Below are 22,777 nucleotides of genomic sequence, written 5' to 3'. Positions count from 1 at the left end.
CGGAGTTACTTGACGGCGCCCTGGGTGAGGCCGGACATGACCCAGCGCTGGGTAAACAGGTAGACGATGATCGCGGGGGCCATTGCCATCAGGTAGGAGGCGAAGGCCACGTTGTAGCTGTTGCTGAACTGCGTCTGGAAGATCTTTTGCAGCACGGGGATGGTCTGCAGTTCAGGATCGGAAATGATGAGTGACGGCATCATGAAGTCGTTCCATGACGCGATGAAGGCGAAGATGCCCACGGTTGCGCTCATGGGCCCCAGCAGGGGGAAGATGAGCTTCCAAAACACCTGCCACGTTCCCGCGCCGTCCATCCGCATGCTTTCCTCCAACTCCAGGGGGATCGAGCGGAGGAAGGCGGTGAAGAGCATGGTGTTGAAGGCCAGGGCGAAAACGATGTGCAGGATGGCTACCCCGAGCGGGTTGTCGAGTCCGACGAGTCCCGTGAGCTGGATCTGCGGCAGCGCCACCACGGGGAACGGGATGAACATTGCCGCGAGCAGGTAAAAGAAGGACCAGCGGAAGAGCGGACGGTCCCAGTTGCGGACGATGGCGTAGGCGGCCAGGGCCGAAACGATGATCTCCCCTGCAACGGCGATCACCGACACGAACACGGAAATTCCAAAGCCGCGAGGGAAGTTTGTGAGCGTCCAGGCCTGGGCAAAGCTGTCGAAGGTCAGGGGGCTTGGCAGGGAGAAGGCGTTGCCGTCCACTGCCTGGCCAGTGGTTTTGAAGGCCATGCTGACCGTGACGTAGAGCGGGACGAGCACGCTGAGCGTGCAGACAATGAGGATGATGGTGGCGGGCCACTGGATGCGTTCGGGCCCGGCGGGTATCCGGCGGCCCTTGGCGGCCGCCGTGGGTTCTACCTGGATGATGCTGGGTGCGCTGCTCATGCTGCGATCCCTCCCTTGCCACGTGTGAAGCGAAGTTGGACGAGTGCGATGACGATGCTGATGAGGAAGAAGATCACGGCGTTGGCCATCTGGTAGGCATAGTCGCCGCCTTCGAAGCCGCGGAAGATCGACATCGCGACGCTTCGTGTGGCCACGCCGGGCCCGCCGTCGGTGAGGCCGATGATGATGTCGTAGGCGTTGAGGTAGTTCTTGAAGCCGAGGACCGTGTTGATCACGGCGTACCCCGCAATGAGCGGCAGGGTGATGTGCCGCAGGTTCTGCCAGGGCGATGCCCCGTCGATGGAACTCGCCTCGTAGACCTCGGCGGGGACCGTGAGGAGCCCCGCGATGTAGATCAGCATGGCACTCGGGATGGACTGCCACGCCGTGACGAAGACGATCGCAAGCCACGCGAGCTGGGGGTTTGCGAGAAGGCTGGTGGCCAGCGGCTCGATTCCCATGCTTTTGCCGGCAAGGGGCAGCGAGTTCGAGAAGAGGTACTGGAACACGAACGCGATGACGATGCCGGAGATCACCATGGGGATGACGAAGACGGTGCGAAGCGCGGCACGGAAACGGACGCGGGACGTGAGGCCCAGGGCCAGGAGGAAGGCCACGGCATTCACGACGATGACGGTGACCAGCGAGAAAACGAGGGTGAAGCCGTAGGCGCCGAGGACTCCTTCATCACGGAACACCGCGATGAAGTTCCGGATGCCGATGAAATCGAAGTCACCGAAGCCCACGGAGTTCGTGAAGCTGTAGATGAACCCGAGAACGGCGGGCAGCGTGACTGCCAGCGTGAAGATCACCAGCGAGGGCAGGAGGAAAACATAGTAGAGCGGATCAATGCGGCTTTTGCGCACGCGTGTGGTTCCAGTCGCTGCCGGGGCCGTCACCTCCACCCTGGTGGAAGGTCTCGTCATTGATGACATGGATGGTCCTCGTTTCGTGCTTTGAGAGATCGAAAGTGTGGGTCTAAGCGCGGAAAGCCAGGCGGGCCCAGTCGGCGTCCATCCTGCGCAGCGTGCTCTCGGCATCGGCGCCGCCGATGATCGACTGGATGTAGTTGGCGGCCGGAATCGAGTTCGGAATGAACTGTGAGGCGCCCATGTAGAAGCGGCCCTCGTCGTAGTACTTCTGCATCTCGACGATTCGTGGGTCGGTCACCGGTGGCGCGTCCTTGGTCGTCCCGAAACCCAGGAATTTGGCGTTGTAAGGGTTCTGGATCTCCGGCCGCATCAGGTACTGCAGGAAATCGCGGGCACCCTGCTGCCCGTTGGCGACCTCGGGAACCCAGAGCGAGAGGTCGATGTTGACGCGGACTTTGAGATCTGCGGGATCACCGGTCATGGGCAGCGGGAAAGTTCCCAGATCCAGGTCTTTGCCGGCCTTTTCGATCTCGCCAAAGGCCCAGGGTCCCTGGAAGTACATGGCGGCCTGGCCCTGGGCCATTGCCGTGTTGCCGTCTCCGTAGCCGCGGCTTGCCGCATCGGGATTGACGTATTTGGTCAGTTGGACCATGCGCTTCACCGGCTCGAGCATCGTTTTCTGGAACGAAACTTCCGAATCCGGTCCGACGTTTTCGCCAATCCCATGCATTTTCTGATAGAAGTCGCGCACGTTGACCATGCCGCCCACCGTGTAGTCGAACAATCCCTGTGCCACGGTCCAGGGGTCGCGGAAAGTGCCGTAGATCGGCGTGATGCCTGCTGCCTTGAGCACCTCGCACACCTCGATCAGTTCATCCCAGGTTGTTGGGACGGCCACCCCGTTCTCTTCGAAGATGCGGCGGTTGTAGATGACCGAGGCCGCCATGACCGAGTAGGGGATGACGCTGGTGCGGCCGGCATAGGTTGGATACCAGTTGGTGAGGTCCAGCACGTCGTCCCGGATGGAGGCCGCTGCCGGGAGGTCGGAAAGATCCGAGAGCGCCCCGCGCTCCATGAACCGCGCCATCTCCAGGTTGTAGTTGAGGCATCCGAGGTCCGGGGGACTGCTGCGGACGAAGCTGGCAGAGAGATTTGTGGCCATGTCATGCAGGACGCGCACCCGGTCCTGCGAGTCGGTGAACTTCGCAGCCAGGTCCCGGAAGTATGGAACTGCCTCCGGCTTTGACTGGTGGAACGTGATGGTGGGCCTGGCACTGGCCGGGGCGCAGCCGGCCAACCCGAAAGCGGTGAGCGCACCTCCCGCAGCGGCAAGGAAAGTGCGCCGGGAAACGTGTCTCCCGGCGGACGTCAAAGGTGGCAACATCGGCTCCTCTTGGACTCTCGGATAATTTATATGGGTCTTATATTTAGGACCTATATGAGGATGGGGGACGCAGGGGCTATCGTCAAGGGGTGGACGGAAATACGGCGAGCTCGACACAACTGTTACGGCAGATCAACTCGGAGGCGCTGTTGCGCTTCGCCCTCCAGGAACAGGTGTTTACTGCCGGAGAAGCCATGGCTGCCACCGGGCTTACCCGCGCCACGGTGCTCGGGGTTTGTGACGGCCTGGTTGATGCGGGCTGGCTGGAGGAATTGACTGACGCCCGTACCGAGGCCGGCAGGCTCAAGGGCAGGCCGGCGCGGCAGTACCAGCTGCGCGAAGCTGCGGGTGTGGTTGTGGGCCTGGATGCCGGGGAGGGCTACTTCACAACCATCGTTGCCGACCTGCGCGGCCGCGAGCTGGGCAAGCGCCGCCAAAGCATTGATTCGCACGCGCTGGGACGCGCCGGCCGCGTGGCGAATGCACGGGAGCTGATCCGCCTGACCCTTGAGGATGTTTCATGCACCCCGGAGGATGTCCTGCTCACGGCCGTCGGCGTCCCGGCGCCCATTGACGCGAACGGCGCGTCTCCCGCCGGAGGAGAATTCTGGCAGTTGATGAATTCCGGCTTCGCAGGGCACCTTTGGGGCACTGTCATCGTCGAAAATGACGCCAATCTCGCCGCCATCGCGGAGCAGGCACAGGAGCCGTCAGCCAACGTGGCCACCTTGCTGTCGGGTGAGCGGTTTGGTGCCGGCCTGATTGTCGATGGGCGCCTGCTGCGGGGTCGCCAGGGGGGCGCGGGGGAGATGCGGTTCCTGGATGAGCTGGACAGCAAGTTCGTGCCGGATGAGGGGAGCTCGGACGGGTTCGGAGCACTTGCGCGGAAGTGGGCGCGTGCCCGCATCCATTCCTACGATGGCGAGACGGTGCTGCGGCAAATACCCGAGGAGGACATCAACGCCGAAGATGTCTTCCAGGCGGCCCGCGCGGGAGACCCGCTGGCACAGGACATCATCGCCAGGCTCGGGGTGCGGCTGGCGCGAATCGCTGTGGTGCTCTCCAGCCTTCTTGACATTGAGCGGGTGGTCATCGCCGGCGCGATCTCACGCGCCATCGAACCGGTCCTGGAGCACGCCCGCAGCCTGCTGCCCACGGATTCCGGCCTGCCGCTGCCGGATCTGGTTGCGAGCACTCTCGGGGCGGAATCCGTAGTCCGGGGTGCCATTGAGTCGGCGCTGATGCGGATCAGGCGTGAACCCTCAGCGTTCATTCCGCGGGCGCCCCGTTCCTGAAAGGCGGGCGGGCGGACAGCCTAAAGCACGCTGCGGATGGCCTGCTCGAAACTGGTCACGTGCTCAAGGGCCAGCTTGCCCGCCCGGTCCGAGTCGCCGTCGGCCACTGCCTCCAGCAGTTCCACGTGTTCGGCGATGTGCTCCGCCACTGACGGCACCTTTTCCAGCACCATGCACCAAATGCGGGTGGCCAGGTTGTCGTAACGGATCAGCACGTCCTCGAGGTGGGTGTTGGCGGCGGCCCGGTAGATGAGGCGGTGGACCTTGATGTCATACCGCATGAGGTCATAGGGATCGTCATCCGCCCCCATCCTGGCAATTGCCGCCGCGGTTTCCCGTATTTCCTTGCGCAGGGCAGGGGTTGCCAGCTTGGCGGCCCGGCGGGCTGCCAGGGGTTCCAATGACTCCCGGAGTTCGGAGACGTCCGCGAGTTCGGTGATGTCGACGACGGTGGCGAACGTTCCACGGCGGGGGTACGACACGACGAGGTGGTCACCTTCCAGGCGCTTGAGCGCTTCCCGGACCGGCGTGCGGCCGATCCCGAGCTCGGCGGCGAGCTTGCCGTCGTTGATGGCCTCACCCGGCCGGATGTCGAGCATGATGAGCCGGTCCCGGAGGTGCCGGTAGGCCTGCTCGGCGAGCGAGAGGTCGCCTTCTCCGGCCAGCTGGTTCTCTGTCATTACGCTCATTCCGAGCTCTCCCAAGGTAGCTATTGACTGCCGCGTGATCTACAACATACTATTACGTCAGTTCTAATATATCAGTTACAGATCAGTTATGGATCAGTAACTCCGAAGGGCCCCAGAAGGAGAACCATGCAGGATGTACTGAACGCCTCGCTCGCCACGGTTGACGCCGACGTCGCCGCCGCTGTGGCGCGGGAACTGCACCGCCAGCAGTCCACCCTTGAAATGATCGCGTCGGAGAACTTCGCTCCGTCAGCCGTGATGGAAGCCCAGGGCTCGGTCCTGACCAACAAGTACGCCGAAGGCTACCCGGGCAAGCGCTACTACGGCGGCTGCGAGCACGTGGACGTCATTGAACAGCTCGCCATCGACCGCGTCAAAGCCCTCTTCGGCGCCGAATTCGCCAACGTCCAGCCGCACTCCGGCGCGCAGGCCAACGCCGCCGCCATGTTCGCCCTGCTGAACCCGGGTGACACCATCCTTGGCCTCTCCCTGGCCCACGGCGGCCACCTGACCCACGGGATGAAGATTAACTTCTCCGGCAAGCTCTACAACGTGGTCCCCTACCACGTCCGCGAATCAGACCTCCGCGTGGACATGGCCGAGGTGGAAGCGCTGGCCCTGGAACACAAGCCCAAACTGATCGTGGCCGGCTGGTCCGCCTACTCCCGCCAGCTGGACTTCGCCGAATTCCGCCGTATCGCCGACCTCGTGGGCGCCTACCTCATGGTGGACATGGCCCACTTCGCCGGCCTGGTGGCTGCAGGCCTGCATCCCAACCCCGTCCCGTACGCCGACGTGGTCACCACCACCACCCACAAGACCCTTGGCGGACCCCGCGGCGGCGTCATCCTCGCCAAGGAGGAATACGCCAAGAAGATCAACAGCGCCGTGTTCCCCGGCCAGCAGGGCGGACCGCTGGAGCACGTGGTTGCCGCCAAGGCGGTGGCCTTCAAGCTTGCCGCTGCTCCTGAATTCAAGGAACGCCAGGAGCGCGTCCTGCAGGGAGCAAAGCTGCTGGCAGAGCGACTCCTCCAGCCGGACGTCCAGGCCGCAGGCATCTCCGTGGTCAACGGCGGCACCGACGTCCACCTGGTCCTGGTGGACCTGCGCCACTCCGAACTGGACGGCCAGCAGGGTGAAGACGCCCTCCACAAGATCGGCATCACCGTCAACCGCAACGCCGTCCCGTTCGATCCCCGCCCGCCGATGGTTTCCTCCGGCCTCCGGATCGGCACCCCCGCCCTGGCCGCCCGCGGATTCGGCGCCGCCGAGTTCACCGAAGTGGCCGACATCATCGCCTCCGCGCTGATTGCATCGGCCGGCACGGGCACCCTGCCCGGGGACACCGCCGTCGAACTCCGCGAACGCGTGACGGCCCTGGCCGAAAAGTTCCCCCTTTACCCGCACCTCACCGCCGACGCCGGCCTGGCCGACGCTGAAGCAGACCTGATTGGAGCCGCCCAGTGAGCACCCAGCACCTTCCGGAGCACCCGGACTTCCTCTGGCGGAACCCGGAACCCAAGTCCTCCTATGACGCCGTGATCGTGGGCGGCGGCGGGCACGGCCTGGCCACCGCCTACTTCCTGGCCAAGAACCACGGGATGACCAACATTGCCGTCCTGGAAAAAGGCTGGCTGGCCGGCGGCAACATGGCCCGCAACACCACCATCATCCGCTCCAACTACCTCTGGGATGAGAGTGCGGCCATCTACGAGCACGCCCTCAAGCTCTGGGAGATCCTGCCCGAGGAACTCGAGTACGACTTCCTGTTCAGCCAGCGCGGCGTGATGAACCTGGCCCACACCCTGGGCGACGTCCGCGAAAGCATCCGCCGCGTGGGCGCCAACAAGCTCAACGGCGTGGACGCCGAATGGCTGGACCCGCAGCAGGTCAAGGAACTCTGCCCCATCCTGAACATCCGCGACAACATCCGCTACCCCGTCATGGGCGCCACCTACCAGCCGCGCGCCGGCATCGCCAAGCACGACCACGTGGCCTGGGCCTTCGCCCGCAAATGCGACGAAATGGGCGTTGACATCATCCAGAACTGCGAGGTGACCGGCTTCCTGAAGGAGGGGGACCGCGTGGTGGGCGTCAAGACCAACCGCGGCACCATCAACACCGAAAAGGTGGGCCTCTGCGCCGCAGGCCACAGCTCGGTCCTGGCCGAAATGGCCGGCTTCCAGCTGCCCATCCAGTCCCACCCGCTGCAGGCGCTGGTGTCCGAACTGCACGAGCCCGTCCACCCCACGGTGGTCATGTCCAACCACGTCCACGTCTACGTCTCCCAGGCCCACAAGGGCGAACTGGTCATGGGCGCCGGCGTCGACTCCTACAACGGCTACGGCCAGCGCGGCTCCTTCCACGTCATCGAGCAGCAGATGGCGGCCGCCGTCGAGCTCTTCCCCATCTTCGCCCGGGCCCACGTGCTCCGGACCTGGGGCGGGATCGTGGACACCACCCTGGACGCTTCCCCGATCGTGGGCCTGACCCCGGTGGAGAACATGTTCGTGAACTGCGGCTGGGGTACCGGCGGGTTCAAGGGCACGCCCGCCGCCGGCCTGACCTTCGCGCACACCATCGCCACCGGCGCCCCGCACGCACTGAACAAGCCGTTCTCGCTGGAGCGCTTCGAAACCGGCGCCCTCATCGACGAACACGGCGCCGCCGCCGTGGCCCACTAGCCGCCGCCACCAGAAAAGGACTAACGCACATGCTGCTGATCCCATGCCCCAACTGCGGCCCGCGGGACGAAACCGAATTCCACTACGGTGGCCAGGCCCACGTTCCGTACCCGGAGAACCCGTACGAGCTGAGCGACACCGAATGGTCCCGCTACCTCTTCTACCGCGAGAACCCCAAGGGCATCTTCGCCGAACGCTGGGTGCACAGCACCGGCTGCCGCCAGTGGTTCAACATGCTCCGCGACACCGTGAGCTACGACATCCAGGCCGTGTACCCGATGGGCGTGCCGCGGCCGGCCGCGCCCGTCCCGCCTGCAGCCGATACCGGCACCGCAAGCACCGGCCCGGCGAGCACCACCCCCTCAGCCCCAGCACCGCCCCGGAAGGAGCGACCAAGTGACTTCCCAGAACGCCCGCCTGGCAACCGGCGGCCGCATCGACCGCACCATTTCCTGGCGCTTCACCGTTGACGGCGAGGAGTTCACCGGGCACCCCGGCGACACCCTGGCCTCGGCACTGCTGGCCAACGGCCACATCGCCGCAGGCAACTCGCTCTACGAGGACCGCCCCCGCGGCATCATGTCCGCCGGCGTCGAGGAAGCCAACGCCCTGGTCCGCGTGGAGGCCCGGTTCCCCGGCCACGTCGCCGAGTCCATGCTCCCTGCCACCACCGTCTCGCTGGTGGACGGGCTGCAGGCCACCCTGCTGAACGGCCTGGGCAAGCTGGATCCGGAAGATGACCGCGCCGAGTACGACAAGAAGTACGTCCACACCGACATCCTGGTCATCGGCGGCGGCCCTGCCGGCCTGGCCGCGGCCCGCGAGGCAGTCCGCAGCGGTGCCCGCGTGATGCTCCTGGACGACCAGCCCGAGCTCGGCGGCTCCCTGCTCTCCGGCTCCACGGCCCCGGGCGTGGCAGAGACCATCGAGGGCAAGCCCGCCCTGGAATGGGTGGCCGACGTCGAAGCCGAGCTGGTGTCCGGCGCGGAAAGCACCGTGCTGAACCGCACCACCGCGTTCGGCGCCTACGACGCCAACTACGTCATCGCCGTCCAGAACCGCACCGACCACCTGGGCAGCCCCGCGGCTCCCGGTGTGTCACGCCAGCGGATTTGGCACATCCGTGCCAACCAGGTGGTCCTGGCGCCCGGCGCCCACGAACGTCCCCTGGTGTTCGAGAACAACGACCGCCCCGGCATCATGCTGGCATCGGCCGTCCGCACCTACCTCAACCGGTACGGCGTGGCCGCCGGGAAGCGCGTGGTCATCAGCACCACCAACGACAGTGCCTACGCCGCCGCAGCCGATCTCGCCGCCGCCGGCGTCAAGGTTGCCGCGGTGGTGGACGCCCGCCCTGCGCTGACCGCCGTGGCAACTGCCGCCGTCGAATCCGGGATCCGGGTGCTGATCGGCAGCGCGGTGGCCAACACCTCTGCCGACGCATCCGGCCGGCTGGACGGCGTCACCGTCCGCAGCATCAACGACGACGGCGCGCTCACCTCCGGCATCGAGCAGATCGCCTGCGACCTGCTGGCGGTGTCCGGCGGCTGGAGCCCGCTGGTCCACCTGCACTCGCAGCGGCAGGGCAAGCTGCGCTGGGACGACGAGCTGGCAGCCTTCGTGCCCAGCACCGAAGTGCCCAACCAGCAGACCATCGGCTCCGGCCGCGGCTCCTTCGCCACCGCCGACTGCCTTGCCGAGGGCGTCTCCGCCGGCGCGCGGGCCGCCATCGCCGCGGGCTTCGAATCCGCCGTCGAGCCTTCCGTTTTCGCTGAGCCCAAGGCCGCCGCCCCCACCCGCCAGCTCTGGCTGGTGCCGGGGGAGAACGGCACCCCCGACGACTGGCACCACCACTTCGTGGACTTCCAGCGCGACCAGTCCGTGGCTGATGTGCTGCGCTCCACCGGGGCCGGCATGCGTTCCGTGGAGCACATCAAGCGGTACACCTCCATCAGCACCGCCAACGACCAGGGCAAGACCTCCGGCGTCAACGCCATCGGCGTGATCGCGGCGGCCCTCCGCACGGCCGGCGAGGCCTCGCGCGGCATCGGCGACATCGGCACCACCACCTACCGTGCACCGTTCACCCCGGTGGCCTTCGCGGCACTGGCCGGACGCCAGCGCGGTGAACTGTTCGACCCCGCCCGCATCACCTCCATCCACCCCTGGCACGTCGCCAAGGGCGCACTGTTCGAGGACGTTGGACAGTGGAAGCGGCCCTGGTACTACCCCCAGGGCGGGGAGGACATGGACGCTGCCGTGCTCCGCGAGTGCGCCGCCGTCCGCGAATCCGTGGGCTTCATGGACGCCACCACCCTGGGCAAGATCGAGATCCGCGGCAAGGACGCGGGGGAGTTCCTGAACCGGGTTTACACCAACGCGTTCAAGAAGCTCGCCCCGGGTTCGGCGCGTTACGGCGTCATGTGCACGCCGGACGGGATGATCTTCGACGACGGCGTGACCCTGCGCGTGGACGACGACACCTACTTCATGACCACCACCACCGGCGGCGCCGCGAAGGTCCTGGACTGGCTGGAGGAGTGGCTGCAGACCGAGTGGCCCGAACTGGACGTGCACTGCACCTCGGTGACGGAACAGTGGAGCACCATCGCCGTCGTGGGACCCAAGTCCCGCGAAGTCATCGCGAAGGTGGCTCCGGAACTGGCTGCCAACGGTGGCCTGGAGGCCGAGGCGTTCCCGTTCATGACCTTCCGCGAAACCATCCTTGCCTCCGGCGTGCGGGCCCGGATCTGCCGGATTTCGTTCTCCGGTGAACTGGCCTACGAAATCAACGTGCCGGCCTGGTACGGACTGAACACCTGGGAAGCCGTGGCCGCCGCAGGTGCTGAATTCAACATCACCCCCTACGGCACGGAAACCATGCACGTGCTGCGCGCCGAAAAGGGTTACCCGATCGTCGGCCAGGACACGGACGGCACCGTCACGCCGCAGGATGCCGGGATGGAATGGATTGTCTCCAAGGCCAAGGACTTCATCGGCAAGCGCTCCTACTCCCGGGCCGATGCCCGGCGCGAGGACCGCAAGCACCTGGTGAGCGTCCTGCCCGTCGACGGAACGCTCCGGCTGCCCGAAGGCACCCAGCTGGTGGAAAAGGGCCGCTCCACCAACCCGGCCTACGGCCCGGTGCCGATGGAAGGCTTCGTGACTTCCAGCTACCACAGCGCAGCGCTGGGCAGGTCCTTCGGCCTGGCCCTGATCAAGAACGGCCGCAACCGCATCGGTGAGACCCTGGTGGCCGCCGCCGGCGACCAGCTGGTTGACGTGGTTGTTGCAGAAACAGTGCTTTTTGACCCAGAAGGGACCCGTAAAGATGGCTGAAACAGCAGCATCCCCCACCGCCGCAGACAAGAATCTCGCAGCCCGCGTCAGCCCCGCCAGGCAGCTCGCGGAGGCCTTCGCGGCAGGCTCCCTGGCCGGCACCGTCGAACTTAAGGAGCTGCCCTTCCTCACCATGGTGGGTCTCCGGGCCCAGGCAGGATCGGACACCGCGCAGCGCCTGGCCGCCGTCACCGGCGGACTGCCGGCCGGCGTCGGCGCCGTGGACAGCTCCGGCGACACCTCGGTCCTCTGGCTGGGACCCGGTGAATTCCTGGTGGTGGCACCCACCGAGGCACACGAGTCCCTGGGCGGCGGCCTGATCCCCGCCCTCCGGGACGCGCTGGGCGACGGCGCGGGCCAGGTGGTGGACCTGTCCGCCAACCGGACCACGTTCGAACTGTCCGGCCCCCGTGCCCGGGCGGTCCTGGAAAAGGGCTGCTCGCTGGACCTGCACCCCCGGGTGTTCAAGGCCGGCACCGCCTACTCCACGGAGATCGCCAACATCCCCGCCATCCTGTGGAAGACCGGTGAGGACTCCTTCCGGATCTTCCCGCGGGCATCGTTCGCCGAGTTCCTGGGCCGGTGGCTGCTGGACGCCATGCGGGAGTACGCCTCGCCAGAGGTCCCCTGATGGCGCTCAGCGTCCTGGACCTGTTCTCTGTTGGCATCGGGCCCTCGTCATCACACACGGTGGGCCCGATGCGGGCGGCCAAGCTCTTCGCCGATGGCCTGAAGGGCGACGGCCAGCTGGCATCCACCGTGCGCGTCCAGTCGGAACTGTTCGGTTCCCTGGGCGCCACGGGGCGCGGCCACGGCTCCGACAAGGCGGTGGTCCTGGGACTGCAGGGCCTGGAACCCGAAACGGTGGATACGTTCACCGCGGACGACCAGGTGGCGGCCGCGGCCCTCAACGCTGAACTGCACGTCGCCGGCTCGCACCGCGTGGACTTCAACTGGGAAGAGGACGTGGTGCTCCACCGCCGCAAGTCCCTTCCCGCGCACCCCAACGGCATGACCTTCCGGGCTTTCGACCACACCGGAGCCGTGCTGAGCGAGCGGAGCTTCTACTCGATCGGCGGCGGGTTCGTGGTGGACGGCGACGCGGAAGGCGCGGACAAGGTGGTGGCGGACGACACCGTCCTGCCCTACCCGTTCTCCACGGCGGACGAGCTCCTGCAGATCTGCAGCCGCGAAGGCATGTCCATCTCCGACGTCATGCTGGCCAACGAGCTCACCTGGCACAGCGAAGCCGAACTGCGGGAGAAGCTGCTGGGCCTGTGGGCCGTGATGCGCGAATGCGTGGAGAACGGCTGCAACGCCGAGGGCATCCTGCCGGGCGGCCTCAAGGTACCCCGGCGCGCACCTGCGCTGTTCCGCACGCTGACTGCCTCCGCAGCATCGGCGGAGGCGTCCGCAAAGGCGGCGGCAGCAACGCCGTCGCCCGTCCAGGCGCCGGCGGACCCGCTGCTGGCGATGGAATGGGTCAACCTGTTCGCGCTCGCCGTCAATGAGGAGAATGCCGCCGGCGGGCGGATCGTCACCGCGCCCACCAATGGCGCTGCCGGGATCGTGCCTGCCGTGCTGCACTACTACGTGAAATTTGTTCCGGGAGCAGACGACGACGGCGTGGTCCGCTTCCTGCTGGCGGCTGCCGCCGTCGGAATCCTGTTCAAGACGAACGCCTCCATCTCCGGTGCCGAAGTGGGCTGCCAGGGGGAGGTGGGCTCCGCCTGCTCGATGGCGGCGGCCGGGCTCTGCGAAGTGCTCGGCGGAACGCCCGCCCAGGTTGAGAACGCCGCGGAGGTGGGGATCGAGCACAACCTGGGCCTCACCTGCGATCCGGTGGGCGGCCTGGTGCAGATCCCCTGCATCGAGCGGAACGCGATCGCCAGCGTGAAGGCGATCAACGCAGCCCGCCTGGCCCTGCACGGGGACGGCAGCCACAAGGTCTCGCTGGACAAGGCCATCAAGACCATGCGCGACACCGGAGCCGACATGAAAACCAAGTACAAGGAAACCTCCAGAGGAGGACTCGCCGTGAATGTGATCGAGTGCTGAGCCATGACTGTTACTGAAACCCAGATGCCCGCCCCGAAGGCGCCCACCACCGTGGAACACGTCCTGACCCTCGACTGCGCCGAGGGCCCCGGCATTGTGCACGCCGTCTCCGGCTTCCTGCTGGAACACGGCTGCGACATCATCGACAACAAGCAGTTCGGTGAGCGCTCCGAGGGCCACTTCTTCATGCGCGTCCACTTCGTGTCCGAGGGGGACGAGTCCACGCTGGATACCCTGCGGAAATCGTTTGCTCCCGTGGCGGACAAGTTCGGCATGCGGTGGCAGCTGGAACGCCACGGTTCAAAGCGCAGGGTGCTGATCATGGTGTCCAAGTTTGGGCACTGCCTCAACGACCTGCTGTTCCGGGCCCGCATCGGCGAACTTCCCGTTGACGTGGTGGCGGTGGTGTCCAACCACCGTGACCACCAGGCCCTGGTGGAGTGGCACGGCATCCCGTTCCACCATATCCCGGTCACGGCTGACACCAAGCCCGACGCCGAGGCCAGGCTCATGGAACTGGTTGATGGGCTGGAGGTGGAACTGGTGGTGCTGGCCCGCTACATGCAGGTGCTCAGTGACGACCTGACCCGGAAGCTGGACGGCCGCGCCATCAACATCCACCACTCGTTCCTGCCCAGCTTCAAGGGCGCCAAGCCGTACCACCAGGCCTATGCACGCGGCGTCAAGACCGTGGGCGCCACCGCCCACTACGTCAACGCCGAACTGGACGAGGGACCCATCATCGCCCAGCAGGTGGTGGAGGTGGACCACACCTACGGGCCCGAGGACCTGGTGGCCGCCGGCCGCGACACGGAATGCAAGGCCCTCTCCAACGCGGTGAAATGGCACTGCGAGGGCAGGGTCCTGCTGCAGGGCAACCGGACCGTGGTGCTGCGGTAGGCCGGTACAACTAAACATCACCGGCGCGGCCGGCTGCCCCCAAGGGCGGCCGGCCGCGCTTTGGCGTGCCCGGGCGGTGGCGGCCGCTCACGCCTCCCGCCGCGAAAGCACAACCCGGTGTACCTCCTCAAGGGCCGCGGCAATCTGGTCCCGCCCAACCCCGGCCAGGTACTGCAGCACCAGTCCGTCCAGGGCCGCGAAGAGCGTGCGGGCAACAATGCGGACGTCGCCCTGGACGCCAAAAGCCTGCAGCCCCTCGGCAAGTGCGTTGACGTAGTTTTCGTACAGTTCCGCCACCGGGCCGGCCAACTCGGGGCGCCGGCGTGCTTCCAGGATCATCTCGTACTGGAATACCTGCAGTCCGGGATCCTCCAGCAGCAGCTCCAGCAGTGCTTCGGTGAAGCTTCCCTCCTGCTCCGCTGCCTCCCGCAACCTGGACGCGGCGATGGATTGCTCCGAAGCCCATCGCAGCGCGGCGGCAATCAGCGCATCCCGGGACCCGAAGTGGTGTGCCACCAGGGAATTGTTCACGCCCGCGGCCTCCGCCACTGCCCGGTAGGTAAGCCCGCGCAGGCCCTTTTGCGCCACCACGTCCACCGCGGCCCGCAGCAGGGCTTCACGCCCTTTGCCGTACCCAGGAGTCCCCGCGGGAGCAGTTGAAGCAGTCATGACGACGAGTCTAGCCAGCACCAGGCCGGTTCAAATCCCCTATTGACTTAAAACTAAGCAATTGCTTAGATTGCTTTCATCGGGTGATGCCCATCACAGGCGAACCTCTTCCGTCCCGTTTTCCGGTGACCGCCCCGGCAACAAGCCGGCCCTTCCCTTGGAGCACTTATGACCACAACGACTGCATTCACCACCTCGTCCTCCTTTGACCCCGCCAGGAATGAGCCCTTTGAACTTGGCCGCGTCCAGTGGATCCGCCGCTTTGGCGAGGGCGGCCGGCCTGCCCTCGCCTGCGGCTACTGGCACGTCGACCCCACAGAGGCGCCCGAGCCTTTCGATCTCGTTATGGAGGCGGACGAGACCATCCACATCATCGAGGGCCACCTCCGCATCGAAGTGGAGGGCGGGGATGTGCATGAGCTCACCGCCGGCGGTGCCGCATCCTTCAACAAAGGGGCACGCACACGCTGGGCCGTGCTGGCGCCCACCGTCGAATTCTTCGTCTACTCCTAGGCCGCCCCATGGATCAGGAACGCAGCGCCGCGGAAAACGACGGCCTGGACGTCATTATCGTGGGGGCCGGGTTCGCCGGCCTGACCGCTGCCCGGGAACTGAACCGGCAGGGGTTGTCCGTGCACATCGTGGAAGCCCGGGCCCGCATAGGAGGCAGGACCTGGCTGGACCACCGGCTGGGCCGGGACCTTGAGATCGGCGGAACGTGGGTGCACTGGACCCAGCCTTACGTTTGGGCCGAACTGAAGCGCTACGGCATCGGCACGGTTCCGAGCCCGGAGCCGCAGCAGGCCTTCTGGTGGGCCGACGGCGCCCGCCGGGCGGGTGCCCCCGCCGACCTTCTGGAACTGATCGGCACCTGCAATGCGCAGTTCGTCCAGGACTCGCGCCGCTACTTCCCCGAGCCCTTCAGTCCGTTGGCCAGCGATGACTTCAAGGAGATCGACCACATCGCGGTCCAGGACCGGATCCGGGAGCAGTTCCCCGCGGGGACTGCGCGGGACATCCTGGAATCGTTCTGGGCATTGAACTTCAATGGTCCGCTGGAGCACGCCGCCCTGACCCAGGCGCTGCGTTGGGTGGCCCTGACCAACGGTGACTGGGCCGTCAGCTTCGAAGCCTGCGCCACCTACAAGATTCAGGGTGGAACCGCGGCCCTGGCCAACGCCATCCTCCAGGACACACAGGCGGGCATGGACTTCGGCTTCACGGCAGCGGGGATCGTCGACGACGGACATTCCGTGACCGTCCGCAGCACCGGCGGCCGGACGGTGACCGCAAAGACGGCCATTGTGACGGTGCCTATGCATGTCCTCCCGGGAATCGTGTTCGAGCCGCCGCTGCCACCGGCCAAAACGGACGGCGCCCGGCGCGGGCAGATCTCCAAAGGCGTCAAGGTATGGATCCGGCTCCGGGGCGAACGTGCACCCTTTGTCGCACTGGGGAACGCCGACTGGCCGTTGAACTTCTTCCAGGCTGAATACACGCTCGACGGCGACACGATCGTCGTCGGCTTCGGCCCGGACGCGTCGAAGATCGACGCCGCTGACAGGGCCGCAGTGCAGGCTCAGCTGTCCCGGCTGGTGCCCGGCGTTGAGGTGCTGGAGGTGGCCACCCACGACTGGGTGGCGGATCCGCTGGCAGGGGAGACATGGCCGATGCACAGGACAGGCTTCCTGGCCAACCACCTGGCCGCCCTGCAGGCGGGGCACGGAAACGTCCTCTTTGCCGGCTCTGACATCGCCAACGGCTGGGGCGGCTTCATTGACGGTGCCATCGAGAGCGGCATGGAGGCCGCGCTTGAAGCAGCATCGATTGTCAGCGGCCGGCCGGCACTGCGCTGACGGACAACAACTCATCGCTGGTGGACAAAGCAGCAGCGGGCGCCGCTGCCAAGCTGGATCCCACAGCAATTTTCCCGAACTCATGACCGTTAAGAAGGATCCAATGAGTATTTCGAATTCCGAGGCCCGGACCACTGACGCTCCGGCAAAGGAGCATTCCACGGCCCTCCGCGCCGGCAGCATCGGCGTGCTGGGCATCCTGTTCTTCGTCCTGTCCGCCCAGGCACCACTGACGGGGATCGTCGGCGCAGCGCCGCTCGCCGCAGCGCTGGGCAACGGCGCCGGCGCCCCGGGCGCCTACCTGATCGTGGGCATCGTCATCGTGATCTTCGCCGTGGGTTTTGTGGCGATGAGCCGGAAGATCCAGGCCAACGGCGCCTTCTACGCCTACGTGACGGCGGCATTCGGCAGGCGGACAGGAGCCGGCGCGGCCTGGCTGGCACTGCTGGCCTACAGCACTGTCCAGGCTGCCATGTACGGGCTCTACGGTGCGGCCTTCTCCGGGCTCCTTGCCTCTGCCGGGCTGGACATTCCCTGGTGGTTGCTGGCCCTGGCCACCATGGCCGGCGTCCAGGTACTGGGCTCCCTCAACATCGAACTCGGCGCCCGCGTGCTCGCCGTGCTGGTGGGGCTGGAGGTGGCCATCCTCCTGATGTTCGGCTTCACCGTGCTGTTCCATGGCGGCGGCCCGGAAGGCATCAGCGTGGCCGCGTCCTTCTCCCCGGAAGCCATCGGCGCAGGAGCTCCCGGTGTTGCCATCATGTTCGCGGTGGCCTCCATGTTCGGCTTCGAGTCCACGGCCATCTACTCCGCCGAGGCCAAGGATCCGCACCGCACCGTGGCCCGGGCAACCTACCTGTCCGTCGGCGTGATCTCGGTGTTCTTCGCCTTTATTTCCTGGATGCTGGTCAGCTATTACGGCCCCTCGCAGGTGATGGACGCCGCGGGCGCCGCGCTCGAATCAGGGGATGCCACGTCCTTCGTCCTGGGCCCGCTCGTGGAACTGTTCGGCCCCTGGGCGGGCATCGTGGCCGGCATCCTGCTGGTCACCTCGCTGCTCGCCGGCATCATCGCCTTCCATAACGGCATCAACCGCTACCTCCACTCCCTGGCGCTGCGTGGTTCCATGCCCGCCGTCCTCGCCCGGACCAACCGGCACCGGGCACCTGCCGTGGCAGCCTGGGTCCAGTCCGCCACCGCCGTCGTGCTGGTGGTGCCCTTCGCCATCCTGGCCCTGGATCCTGTCCTGACGCTGTTTTCCTGGTTCAGCGGCCTGGCCGTAGCGGCACTGCTGGTGCTGTACATGCTGTGCTCCGCGGCCGTCGTCGCGTTCTTCCGCCGGGAAAGCGCCGGCGCCCAACTGTGGCAGACCCGCGTCGCTCCCGTCCTGGCGGCGGTCCTGCTGGCCTGGGTTTTGTCCCTGGTGGTCAGCAACTTCACCGCCCTCATCGGTGGCAGCGCCGAGACTGCGACGGCCCTGCTGGTGGCGGTCCCGGTGGTCTTCCTGGCCGGCGTCCTGGTGGAATCGGCCATCCAGCGCCGCCACCACATTGCCACCCTGGGCCACGCGCTCACTTAGCCGGCAGGGACTTCCCGGCACCGGCCCGGCGCGGAACATTCTGTCCGCGCCGGGCCAGTGTGCGTGCCGCCACGAACAGGCCCGCCAGGAGCAACGCGGCCAGCCACGCAACGGCGGCCGATCGCGGCCAGAGACCGGCCAGGCCAAGAAGCGCCGGAACCGTGGCCGACGCCTGGCTGGTGAGCACCAGGGCCCAGCCCGTGAAGGGTTCGAGCCGCACTGCGTCGAGGGCCATGCCGGCGAACAGCAGTGCCCACAGCGCGGACCAGCACAGCCAAAGAACCGCGAGCAGCGGGTCAACGGTCAGCCAGGCGGCCGCCAGCACCAGCCCGCAGAATGCCACCATCCCGCAGAACCAGCCCAGGCCACGGCCCCCGAGTGCCAGCAGCAGGTCCAGTCCCGAGTACAGGTAGGTCACCGCGAACAGGAACATGCCGGCGGCCGTCAGGAGCATCGCCGGAGCGTCCCCGGACGAGGAAAGCTGGACGACGCCGAGCGCCAGTTGGGTGCCCCCGACGACGAGGCTGAGGACGGCGGCGTCGCGGCGGGGGAGGTGCCCAAGGGTGGCGAGGCCGTTGACCAGCAGGGCGGCGCCCGAAAGGAGGAGGCAGACGTACGGCATCAGGGCATCCTGTCCCGGCCACGCGGCTGATGGAATCTCATATAGCGGAAGGTTGCTGTCACAATGTGGAGATTAGCGCACGTGGGGGCGCCCGGCTAACGGCGCCCGGTCGCAATCCGATAGGTTGAAACGTAAACCTATCGGGGCGATGTTGCCTGCCTGGCGGCCGCTCCTGCCCCGGCGCAACGGTAAGGAAAAAGTTCATGGACGCACGGCTGGAAGCCATTAGGGACACCGTCCTGGCACGGAACCCGGGGGAAACAGAATTCCACCAGGCGGTGGTGGAGGTCTTTGAAAGCCTGGGCCCGGTGCACGACCGCCACCCCGAATTCCTGGAAGCCGCGATCCTGGAGCGCCTCTGCGAGCCCGAGCGCCAGATCATCTTCCGGGTCCCCTGGACGGACGACTCCGGCCGCGTGCGGATCAACCGCGGCTTCCGGGTGGAGTTCAACTCCGCCCTGGGCCCGTACAAGGGAGGCCTGCGCTTCCACCCCTCCGTATACCTCGGGATCGTCAAGTTCCTCGGCTTTGAGCAGATTTTCAAGAACGCCCTGACGGGAATGCCCATCGGCGGCGGCAAGGGCGGTTCCGACTTCGATCCCCGCGGCCGCAGCGACGCCGAAGTCATGAGGTTCTGCCAGTCCTTCATGACCGAGCTCTACCGCCATATCGGCGAATACACCGACGTCCCCGCCGGCGACATCGGTGTGGGCGGCCGCGAAATTGGCTACCTCTTCGGCCAGTACAAGCGGATCACCAACCGGTATGAGTCCGGGGTTCTCACCGGCAAGGGCATCTCCTGGGGCGGATCACTGGTGCGGCCGGAGGCCACCGGATTTGGCACTGTGATCTTCACAGAGCAGATGCTCCGGACCCGCGGGACGTCCTTTGATGGCCAGCGCGTGGTTGTCTCCGGATCCGGCAACGTGGCCATCAACGCCATCGCCAAGGCGCAGTCGCTCGGCGCCACCGTGGTGGCCTGCTCCGATTCCTCCGGTTATGTGGTGGATGAGGCGGGCATCGACGTTGGACTGCTCCGCGAGGTGAAGGAAGTGCAGCGGGCGCGGCTCAAGGACTACGCCGAGCGGCGGGCGGGCGTTGCCTACGTGGACGGCGGCTCGGTCTGGGACGTGGACGCTTCGGTGGCGCTGCCGTGCGCCACCCAGAATGAGCTCGACGGCGGTGCTGCCGCCCGGCTGGTGCGCGGCGGCCTGATGGCCGTCGGGGAAGGTGCCAACATGCCGTCCACGCGCGACGCCGTGGCGGTGTTCCAGGACGCCGGGGTGCTCTTCGGTCCCGGCAAAGCGGCGAATGCGGGAGGGGTAGCCACGTCGGCCCTGGAAATGCAGCAGAACGCCAGCCGGGACGCGTGGTCCTTCGAGCATACCGAGGCGCGGCTGACGGACATCATGGTGGGCATCCACGACCGGTGCGCGGCAACCGCCGAGGAATACGGCGAACCGGGCAACTACGTGCTCGGCGCGAACATCGGCGGCTTCATCAAGGTGGCCGACGCCATGTTGGCGCAGGGCTTGATCTAGCAGGGCTTGATCCGGGAGGGCTTTTTCCATCAGGGCTTGATTTAGCCGCCGCGGCGCCACTGGGTGGGGAGACCCCGAACGCGTCCCGGAACGTGCGGCTGAAGTGGGCGGCGTCCAGGAATCCCCAGGCGGCGGCCACGGCGCCCACGGACTTTCCGGCGTGCAGCGGGTCCCGAAGGTCCCGCCGGGCACCGTCCAGGCGCTGGCTCCGGATGAAGCCGGCAACGGTGCTGCCGGACTCGTGGAAGACGTTGTGCAGGTGCCGGGTGGAGATGAAGTGCGCCGCGGCGATTCCCGCCGGTGACAGCAGCGGATCGGAGAGGTTGGCCTCGATGTACTCCCGGATCGACACGGCCAGGAGTGCCTGCGGCTTCATCCTGTCCGGGGAGATGTCCATTTCCGCATGCAGCATGGTGGACACCAGGTCCAGGGCATTCGTGGCCAGCCTGGATCCGCTGGGCCCGTTCAGGACATCCAGGTTCGACGACAGCTGCCGGATGAACTGGCCCACAATGCCGCTGAGGCCGCTGCTGCCCATCCGTACCGCCGCAAGCTGGCCGACGTAATCCGTGGGCAGGGACAGCGCGTCGCAGGGAAACATGAGCACCATGATCCGGGTATTTTCCTCGAAGGCGAGGGTATAGGGCCGGTTGGTGTCGTAGATGGCAAGGTCCCCGGGGTGAAGCACCGCTTCCCGGTTGTCCTGGATCAGCAGGCCCGTTCCCTCCAGCTGCAGGTTCAGCTTGAAGTAGCGCTCGTGGGCCTGGGCGATCAACGCCGGCGTGCGGTGGACCTCGTGGGAGCTGGCGGTGACTTCAACGATGGACATCCGGTCCAGCACCCGCGAACGCATCTGTCCCCGGAAGCCGTCCACGTCGTCGGTCCGCGCTGTGAGGGGCACGAAGGATTCGGCCACCAGGTGCTTCCAGTGGTCGAACGAGCCGGCCACCCTGGAAACAAGGTCCTGCGGTGCATGTCCGGACGTTGCCCGGGTTGGAGCTGTTGCTGGCATGGTGTTCCTCGTTACGTATGCAGCGTGACGTTCCCCCGGCTGTGTCGTGGGACACAGTGAGTCCAGATTAACCCCGGCTCCGTCTTTTTTCAACAGTTGGCGAAAATAAAACTGCGGCTCCGCGCTGGGTAAATCCGGCGCGCGCTTCACAGGTGGGCTGCAGCCTCCCGTGGCAGGATCGAGCCATGGACGGAGCAGCTGCCCCCGGGGGCATCAAGCGGAACTTTAATTCCCCTGCGCACCACTCGCGGCTCAGGATGCTGGTGATGCTGGGCGTGGGCCTGGCTGCCGCCCTGCTGGTGGGCTTTTGGGGCAATTGGGCATACGCACCCGCTCTTGGCTGGGCTGCTGCGTCCGTGACGTACCTGCTGTGGGTGTGGATCGTCATTGGGCGCCTGGGGCCCGCCGCCACCGCGGCCCATGCGTTGCGTGAGGACCCGGGCCGGGTCTTTTCGGATGCGCTGGTGCTCACGGCCACGGTGGCCAGCTTTGCGGGCGTGGGGCTGATCCTGGCGGATGCCTCCAATGCCCAGGGCTACACCAAGGACGCAACCGTGGCCATGGCCCTGGGCAGCATTGCCTTGTCCTGGTTCCTGGTCCACACCCTGTTCACCCTGAGGTATGCGGCCATTTACTACCGGGACGGGACCGGCGTTGATTTCAACGAGGAGACCCCTCCCCGGTACGCGGACTTCGCCTACCTGGCCTTCACTGTGGGGATGACGTTCCAGGTGTCCGATACCGACCTCAAAACCAACGCCATCCGTTCCACCGTCCTGCGGCAGGCACTGCTGTCCTACCTCCTTGGTGCGATCGTGCTGGCCACCACCATCAACCTCGTGTCGGGTCTTATCCACTAGCCGCGCCGCCGGGCTGGCGGGACATAGTCTGGGTCCATGGCGGACATCAGAGTCAACTGGCACCGGCGGCACAAGGAAGGGCTCACCCCTGGCGAAAGGGCCGCGGACACCCTCCGGAACGGGATGGGCAGCTGGCCCTTCGTGGGCATCTTTTTGGCTTTCATGATGCTGTGGGCTGCCCTGAACTCCTACGTCCTGGCAACCAGTGCGTGGGACCCCTATCCCTACATCCTCCTGAACCTTTTCCTGTCCATGCTGGCCGGCCTGCAGGGGGCCATCCTGCTGATCGCGGCCAAGCGCCAGGATGCCATTGCCTCGGCGATGGCGCAGCATGACTATGAGACGGACGTGAGGGCGGCGGCGCAGATAGAAATGCTCATGAACATCAATGCCGAACAGTTGAAGCTGCTGCAGGAACTGCGGGACATGAGGAACGGGCCGCCCGCCGAAGGCGCCGGAGCCGAATTCCCCTGAAAACGACAATGGGTGCAGCTCCTGCTGGAGCTGCACCCATTACGCGA

The 22,777-nt window shown here is 66.4% G+C and carries 20 protein-coding genes and 1 pseudogene; 14 read left to right on the top strand and 7 right to left on the bottom strand.

The window, feature by feature from the left end; translation table 11 throughout:
• Positions 1–5: 5 nt before the first annotated feature.
• Genes OUO20_RS15555 through OUO20_RS15545 form a run of 3 tightly spaced genes read right to left on the bottom strand, consistent with a single transcriptional unit; the run spans position 6 to position 3,152 of the window.
• The gene (locus OUO20_RS15555; RefSeq protein WP_018770023.1) at positions 6–896 is read right to left on the bottom strand and encodes a carbohydrate ABC transporter permease; all 891 of its coding nucleotides are present in this window, start codon (positions 894–896) and stop codon (positions 6–8) included.
• A complete protein-coding gene (locus tag OUO20_RS15550; protein WP_166673104.1) occupies positions 893–1,831 on the bottom strand; it encodes a carbohydrate ABC transporter permease in 939 nt (312 codons plus the stop codon). Before OUO20_RS15550 ends, OUO20_RS15555 begins: the two co-directional genes overlap by 4 nt.
• Before the next feature lie 43 nt (positions 1,832–1,874).
• Entirely contained in the window at positions 1,875–3,152 is a 1,278-nt protein-coding gene (locus OUO20_RS15545) for an ABC transporter substrate-binding protein (protein ID WP_196804766.1), read from the bottom strand.
• An 89-nt stretch (positions 3,153–3,241) separates the two neighbouring features.
• On the opposite strand from OUO20_RS15545, the gene OUO20_RS15540 reads away from it, so the two are divergent.
• On the top strand, positions 3,242–4,447 hold the full coding sequence (locus OUO20_RS15540; protein WP_166673105.1) for an ROK family transcriptional regulator: 1,206 nt from the start codon (positions 3,242–3,244) through the stop codon (positions 4,445–4,447).
• A gap of 20 nt (positions 4,448–4,467) precedes the next feature.
• Here OUO20_RS15540 and OUO20_RS15535 read toward each other — a convergent pair whose 3' ends face one another.
• Entirely contained in the window at positions 4,468–5,127 is a 660-nt protein-coding gene (locus tag OUO20_RS15535) for a GntR family transcriptional regulator (RefSeq protein WP_082581758.1), read from the bottom strand.
• A gap of 135 nt (positions 5,128–5,262) precedes the next feature.
• On the opposite strand from OUO20_RS15535, the gene glyA reads away from it, so the two are divergent.
• Genes glyA through purU form a run of 7 tightly spaced genes read left to right on the top strand, consistent with a single transcriptional unit; the run spans position 5,263 to position 14,117 of the window.
• On the top strand, positions 5,263–6,603 hold the full coding sequence (glyA, locus tag OUO20_RS15530; RefSeq protein WP_018770028.1) for a serine hydroxymethyltransferase: 1,341 nt from the start codon (positions 5,263–5,265) through the stop codon (positions 6,601–6,603).
• Positions 6,600–7,820: a sarcosine oxidase subunit beta family protein gene (locus OUO20_RS15525; RefSeq protein WP_018770029.1), complete on the top strand. Its 1,221-nt coding sequence runs from the start codon at positions 6,600–6,602 to the stop codon at positions 7,818–7,820. The genes glyA and OUO20_RS15525 overlap by 4 nt, the downstream gene beginning before the upstream one ends.
• Positions 7,821–7,849: 29 nt before the next feature.
• Positions 7,850–8,290, top strand: coding sequence for a sarcosine oxidase subunit delta (locus OUO20_RS15520; RefSeq protein ID WP_268002106.1), 441 nt, complete (start codon positions 7,850–7,852; stop codon positions 8,288–8,290).
• On the top strand, positions 8,217–11,159 hold the full coding sequence (locus tag OUO20_RS15515) for a sarcosine oxidase subunit alpha family protein (RefSeq protein ID WP_268002105.1): 2,943 nt from the start codon (positions 8,217–8,219) through the stop codon (positions 11,157–11,159). Before OUO20_RS15520 ends, OUO20_RS15515 begins: the two co-directional genes overlap by 74 nt.
• Positions 11,152–11,790 carry a sarcosine oxidase subunit gamma gene (locus OUO20_RS15510; RefSeq protein WP_144600129.1) on the top strand — a complete coding sequence of 213 codons (639 nt, stop codon included), beginning with the start codon at positions 11,152–11,154 and terminating at the stop codon, positions 11,788–11,790. Before OUO20_RS15515 ends, OUO20_RS15510 begins: the two co-directional genes overlap by 8 nt.
• The gene (locus OUO20_RS15505; protein ID WP_134165037.1) at positions 11,790–13,217 is read left to right on the top strand and encodes an L-serine ammonia-lyase; all 1,428 of its coding nucleotides are present in this window, start codon (positions 11,790–11,792) and stop codon (positions 13,215–13,217) included. Before OUO20_RS15510 ends, OUO20_RS15505 begins: the two co-directional genes overlap by 1 nt.
• Positions 13,218–13,220: 3 nt before the next feature.
• Positions 13,221–14,117: a formyltetrahydrofolate deformylase gene (gene purU / locus OUO20_RS15500; protein ID WP_056391878.1), complete on the top strand. Its 897-nt coding sequence runs from the start codon at positions 13,221–13,223 to the stop codon at positions 14,115–14,117.
• 87 nt (positions 14,118–14,204) lie between these two features.
• Here the strand turns inward: purU and OUO20_RS15495 are convergent, their stop codons facing one another.
• Entirely contained in the window at positions 14,205–14,786 is a 582-nt protein-coding gene (locus OUO20_RS15495; RefSeq protein WP_268002104.1) for a TetR/AcrR family transcriptional regulator, read from the bottom strand.
• A 168-nt stretch (positions 14,787–14,954) separates the two neighbouring features.
• On the opposite strand from OUO20_RS15495, the gene OUO20_RS15490 reads away from it, so the two are divergent.
• The 3 genes from OUO20_RS15490 (at position 14,955) to OUO20_RS15480 (ending at position 18,221) form a co-directional block, all read left to right on the top strand.
• A complete protein-coding gene (locus OUO20_RS15490; protein ID WP_223992883.1) occupies positions 14,955–15,299 on the top strand; it encodes a cupin domain-containing protein in 345 nt (114 codons plus the stop codon).
• Between the two features lie 8 nt (positions 15,300–15,307).
• On the top strand, positions 15,308–16,642 hold the full coding sequence (locus tag OUO20_RS15485; protein ID WP_268002103.1) for a flavin monoamine oxidase family protein: 1,335 nt from the start codon (positions 15,308–15,310) through the stop codon (positions 16,640–16,642).
• Between the two features lie 103 nt (positions 16,643–16,745).
• Positions 16,746–18,221, top strand: a complete 1,476-nt coding sequence (locus OUO20_RS15480) for an APC family permease (RefSeq protein ID WP_018770038.1) — start codon at positions 16,746–16,748, stop codon at positions 18,219–18,221.
• Here OUO20_RS15480 and OUO20_RS15475 read toward each other — a convergent pair.
• The gene (locus OUO20_RS15475; protein WP_268002102.1) at positions 18,214–18,843 is read right to left on the bottom strand and encodes an AmiS/UreI family transporter; all 630 of its coding nucleotides are present in this window, start codon (positions 18,841–18,843) and stop codon (positions 18,214–18,216) included. The genes OUO20_RS15480 and OUO20_RS15475 overlap by 8 nt on opposite strands.
• A 203-nt stretch (positions 18,844–19,046) precedes the next feature.
• Between OUO20_RS15475 and gdhA the strand changes: the two genes are divergently transcribed.
• Complete coding sequence (gene gdhA, locus OUO20_RS15470; RefSeq protein ID WP_018770040.1) at positions 19,047–20,384, top strand: NADP-specific glutamate dehydrogenase; 1,338 nt, start codon at positions 19,047–19,049, stop codon at positions 20,382–20,384.
• Positions 20,385–20,425: 41 nt separating this feature from the next.
• Here gdhA and OUO20_RS15465 read toward each other — a convergent pair.
• Positions 20,426–21,396: pseudogene (locus OUO20_RS15465) on the bottom strand (helix-turn-helix domain-containing protein).
• 185 nt (positions 21,397–21,581) lie between these two features.
• Here OUO20_RS15465 and OUO20_RS15460 point away from each other — a divergent pair.
• Together OUO20_RS15460 and OUO20_RS15455 are read left to right on the top strand one after the other, a co-directional pair.
• Positions 21,582–22,256 (top strand): DUF1345 domain-containing protein, encoded by a 675-nt coding sequence (locus OUO20_RS15460; RefSeq protein ID WP_223992878.1) that lies wholly within the window; start codon positions 21,582–21,584, stop codon positions 22,254–22,256.
• 36 nt (positions 22,257–22,292) lie between these two features.
• On the top strand, positions 22,293–22,730 hold the full coding sequence (locus OUO20_RS15455; protein ID WP_018770043.1) for a DUF1003 domain-containing protein: 438 nt from the start codon (positions 22,293–22,295) through the stop codon (positions 22,728–22,730).
• The last annotated feature ends 47 nt before the right edge of the window (positions 22,731–22,777 follow it).

Source organism: Arthrobacter sp. FX8 (genome assembly GCF_026723805.1).
Lineage (GTDB): Bacteria > Actinomycetota > Actinomycetes > Actinomycetales > Micrococcaceae > Arthrobacter.
The sequence above is the reverse complement of the archived record's forward strand: the minus strand, read 5'-3'. Positions and strand labels throughout refer to the sequence as shown.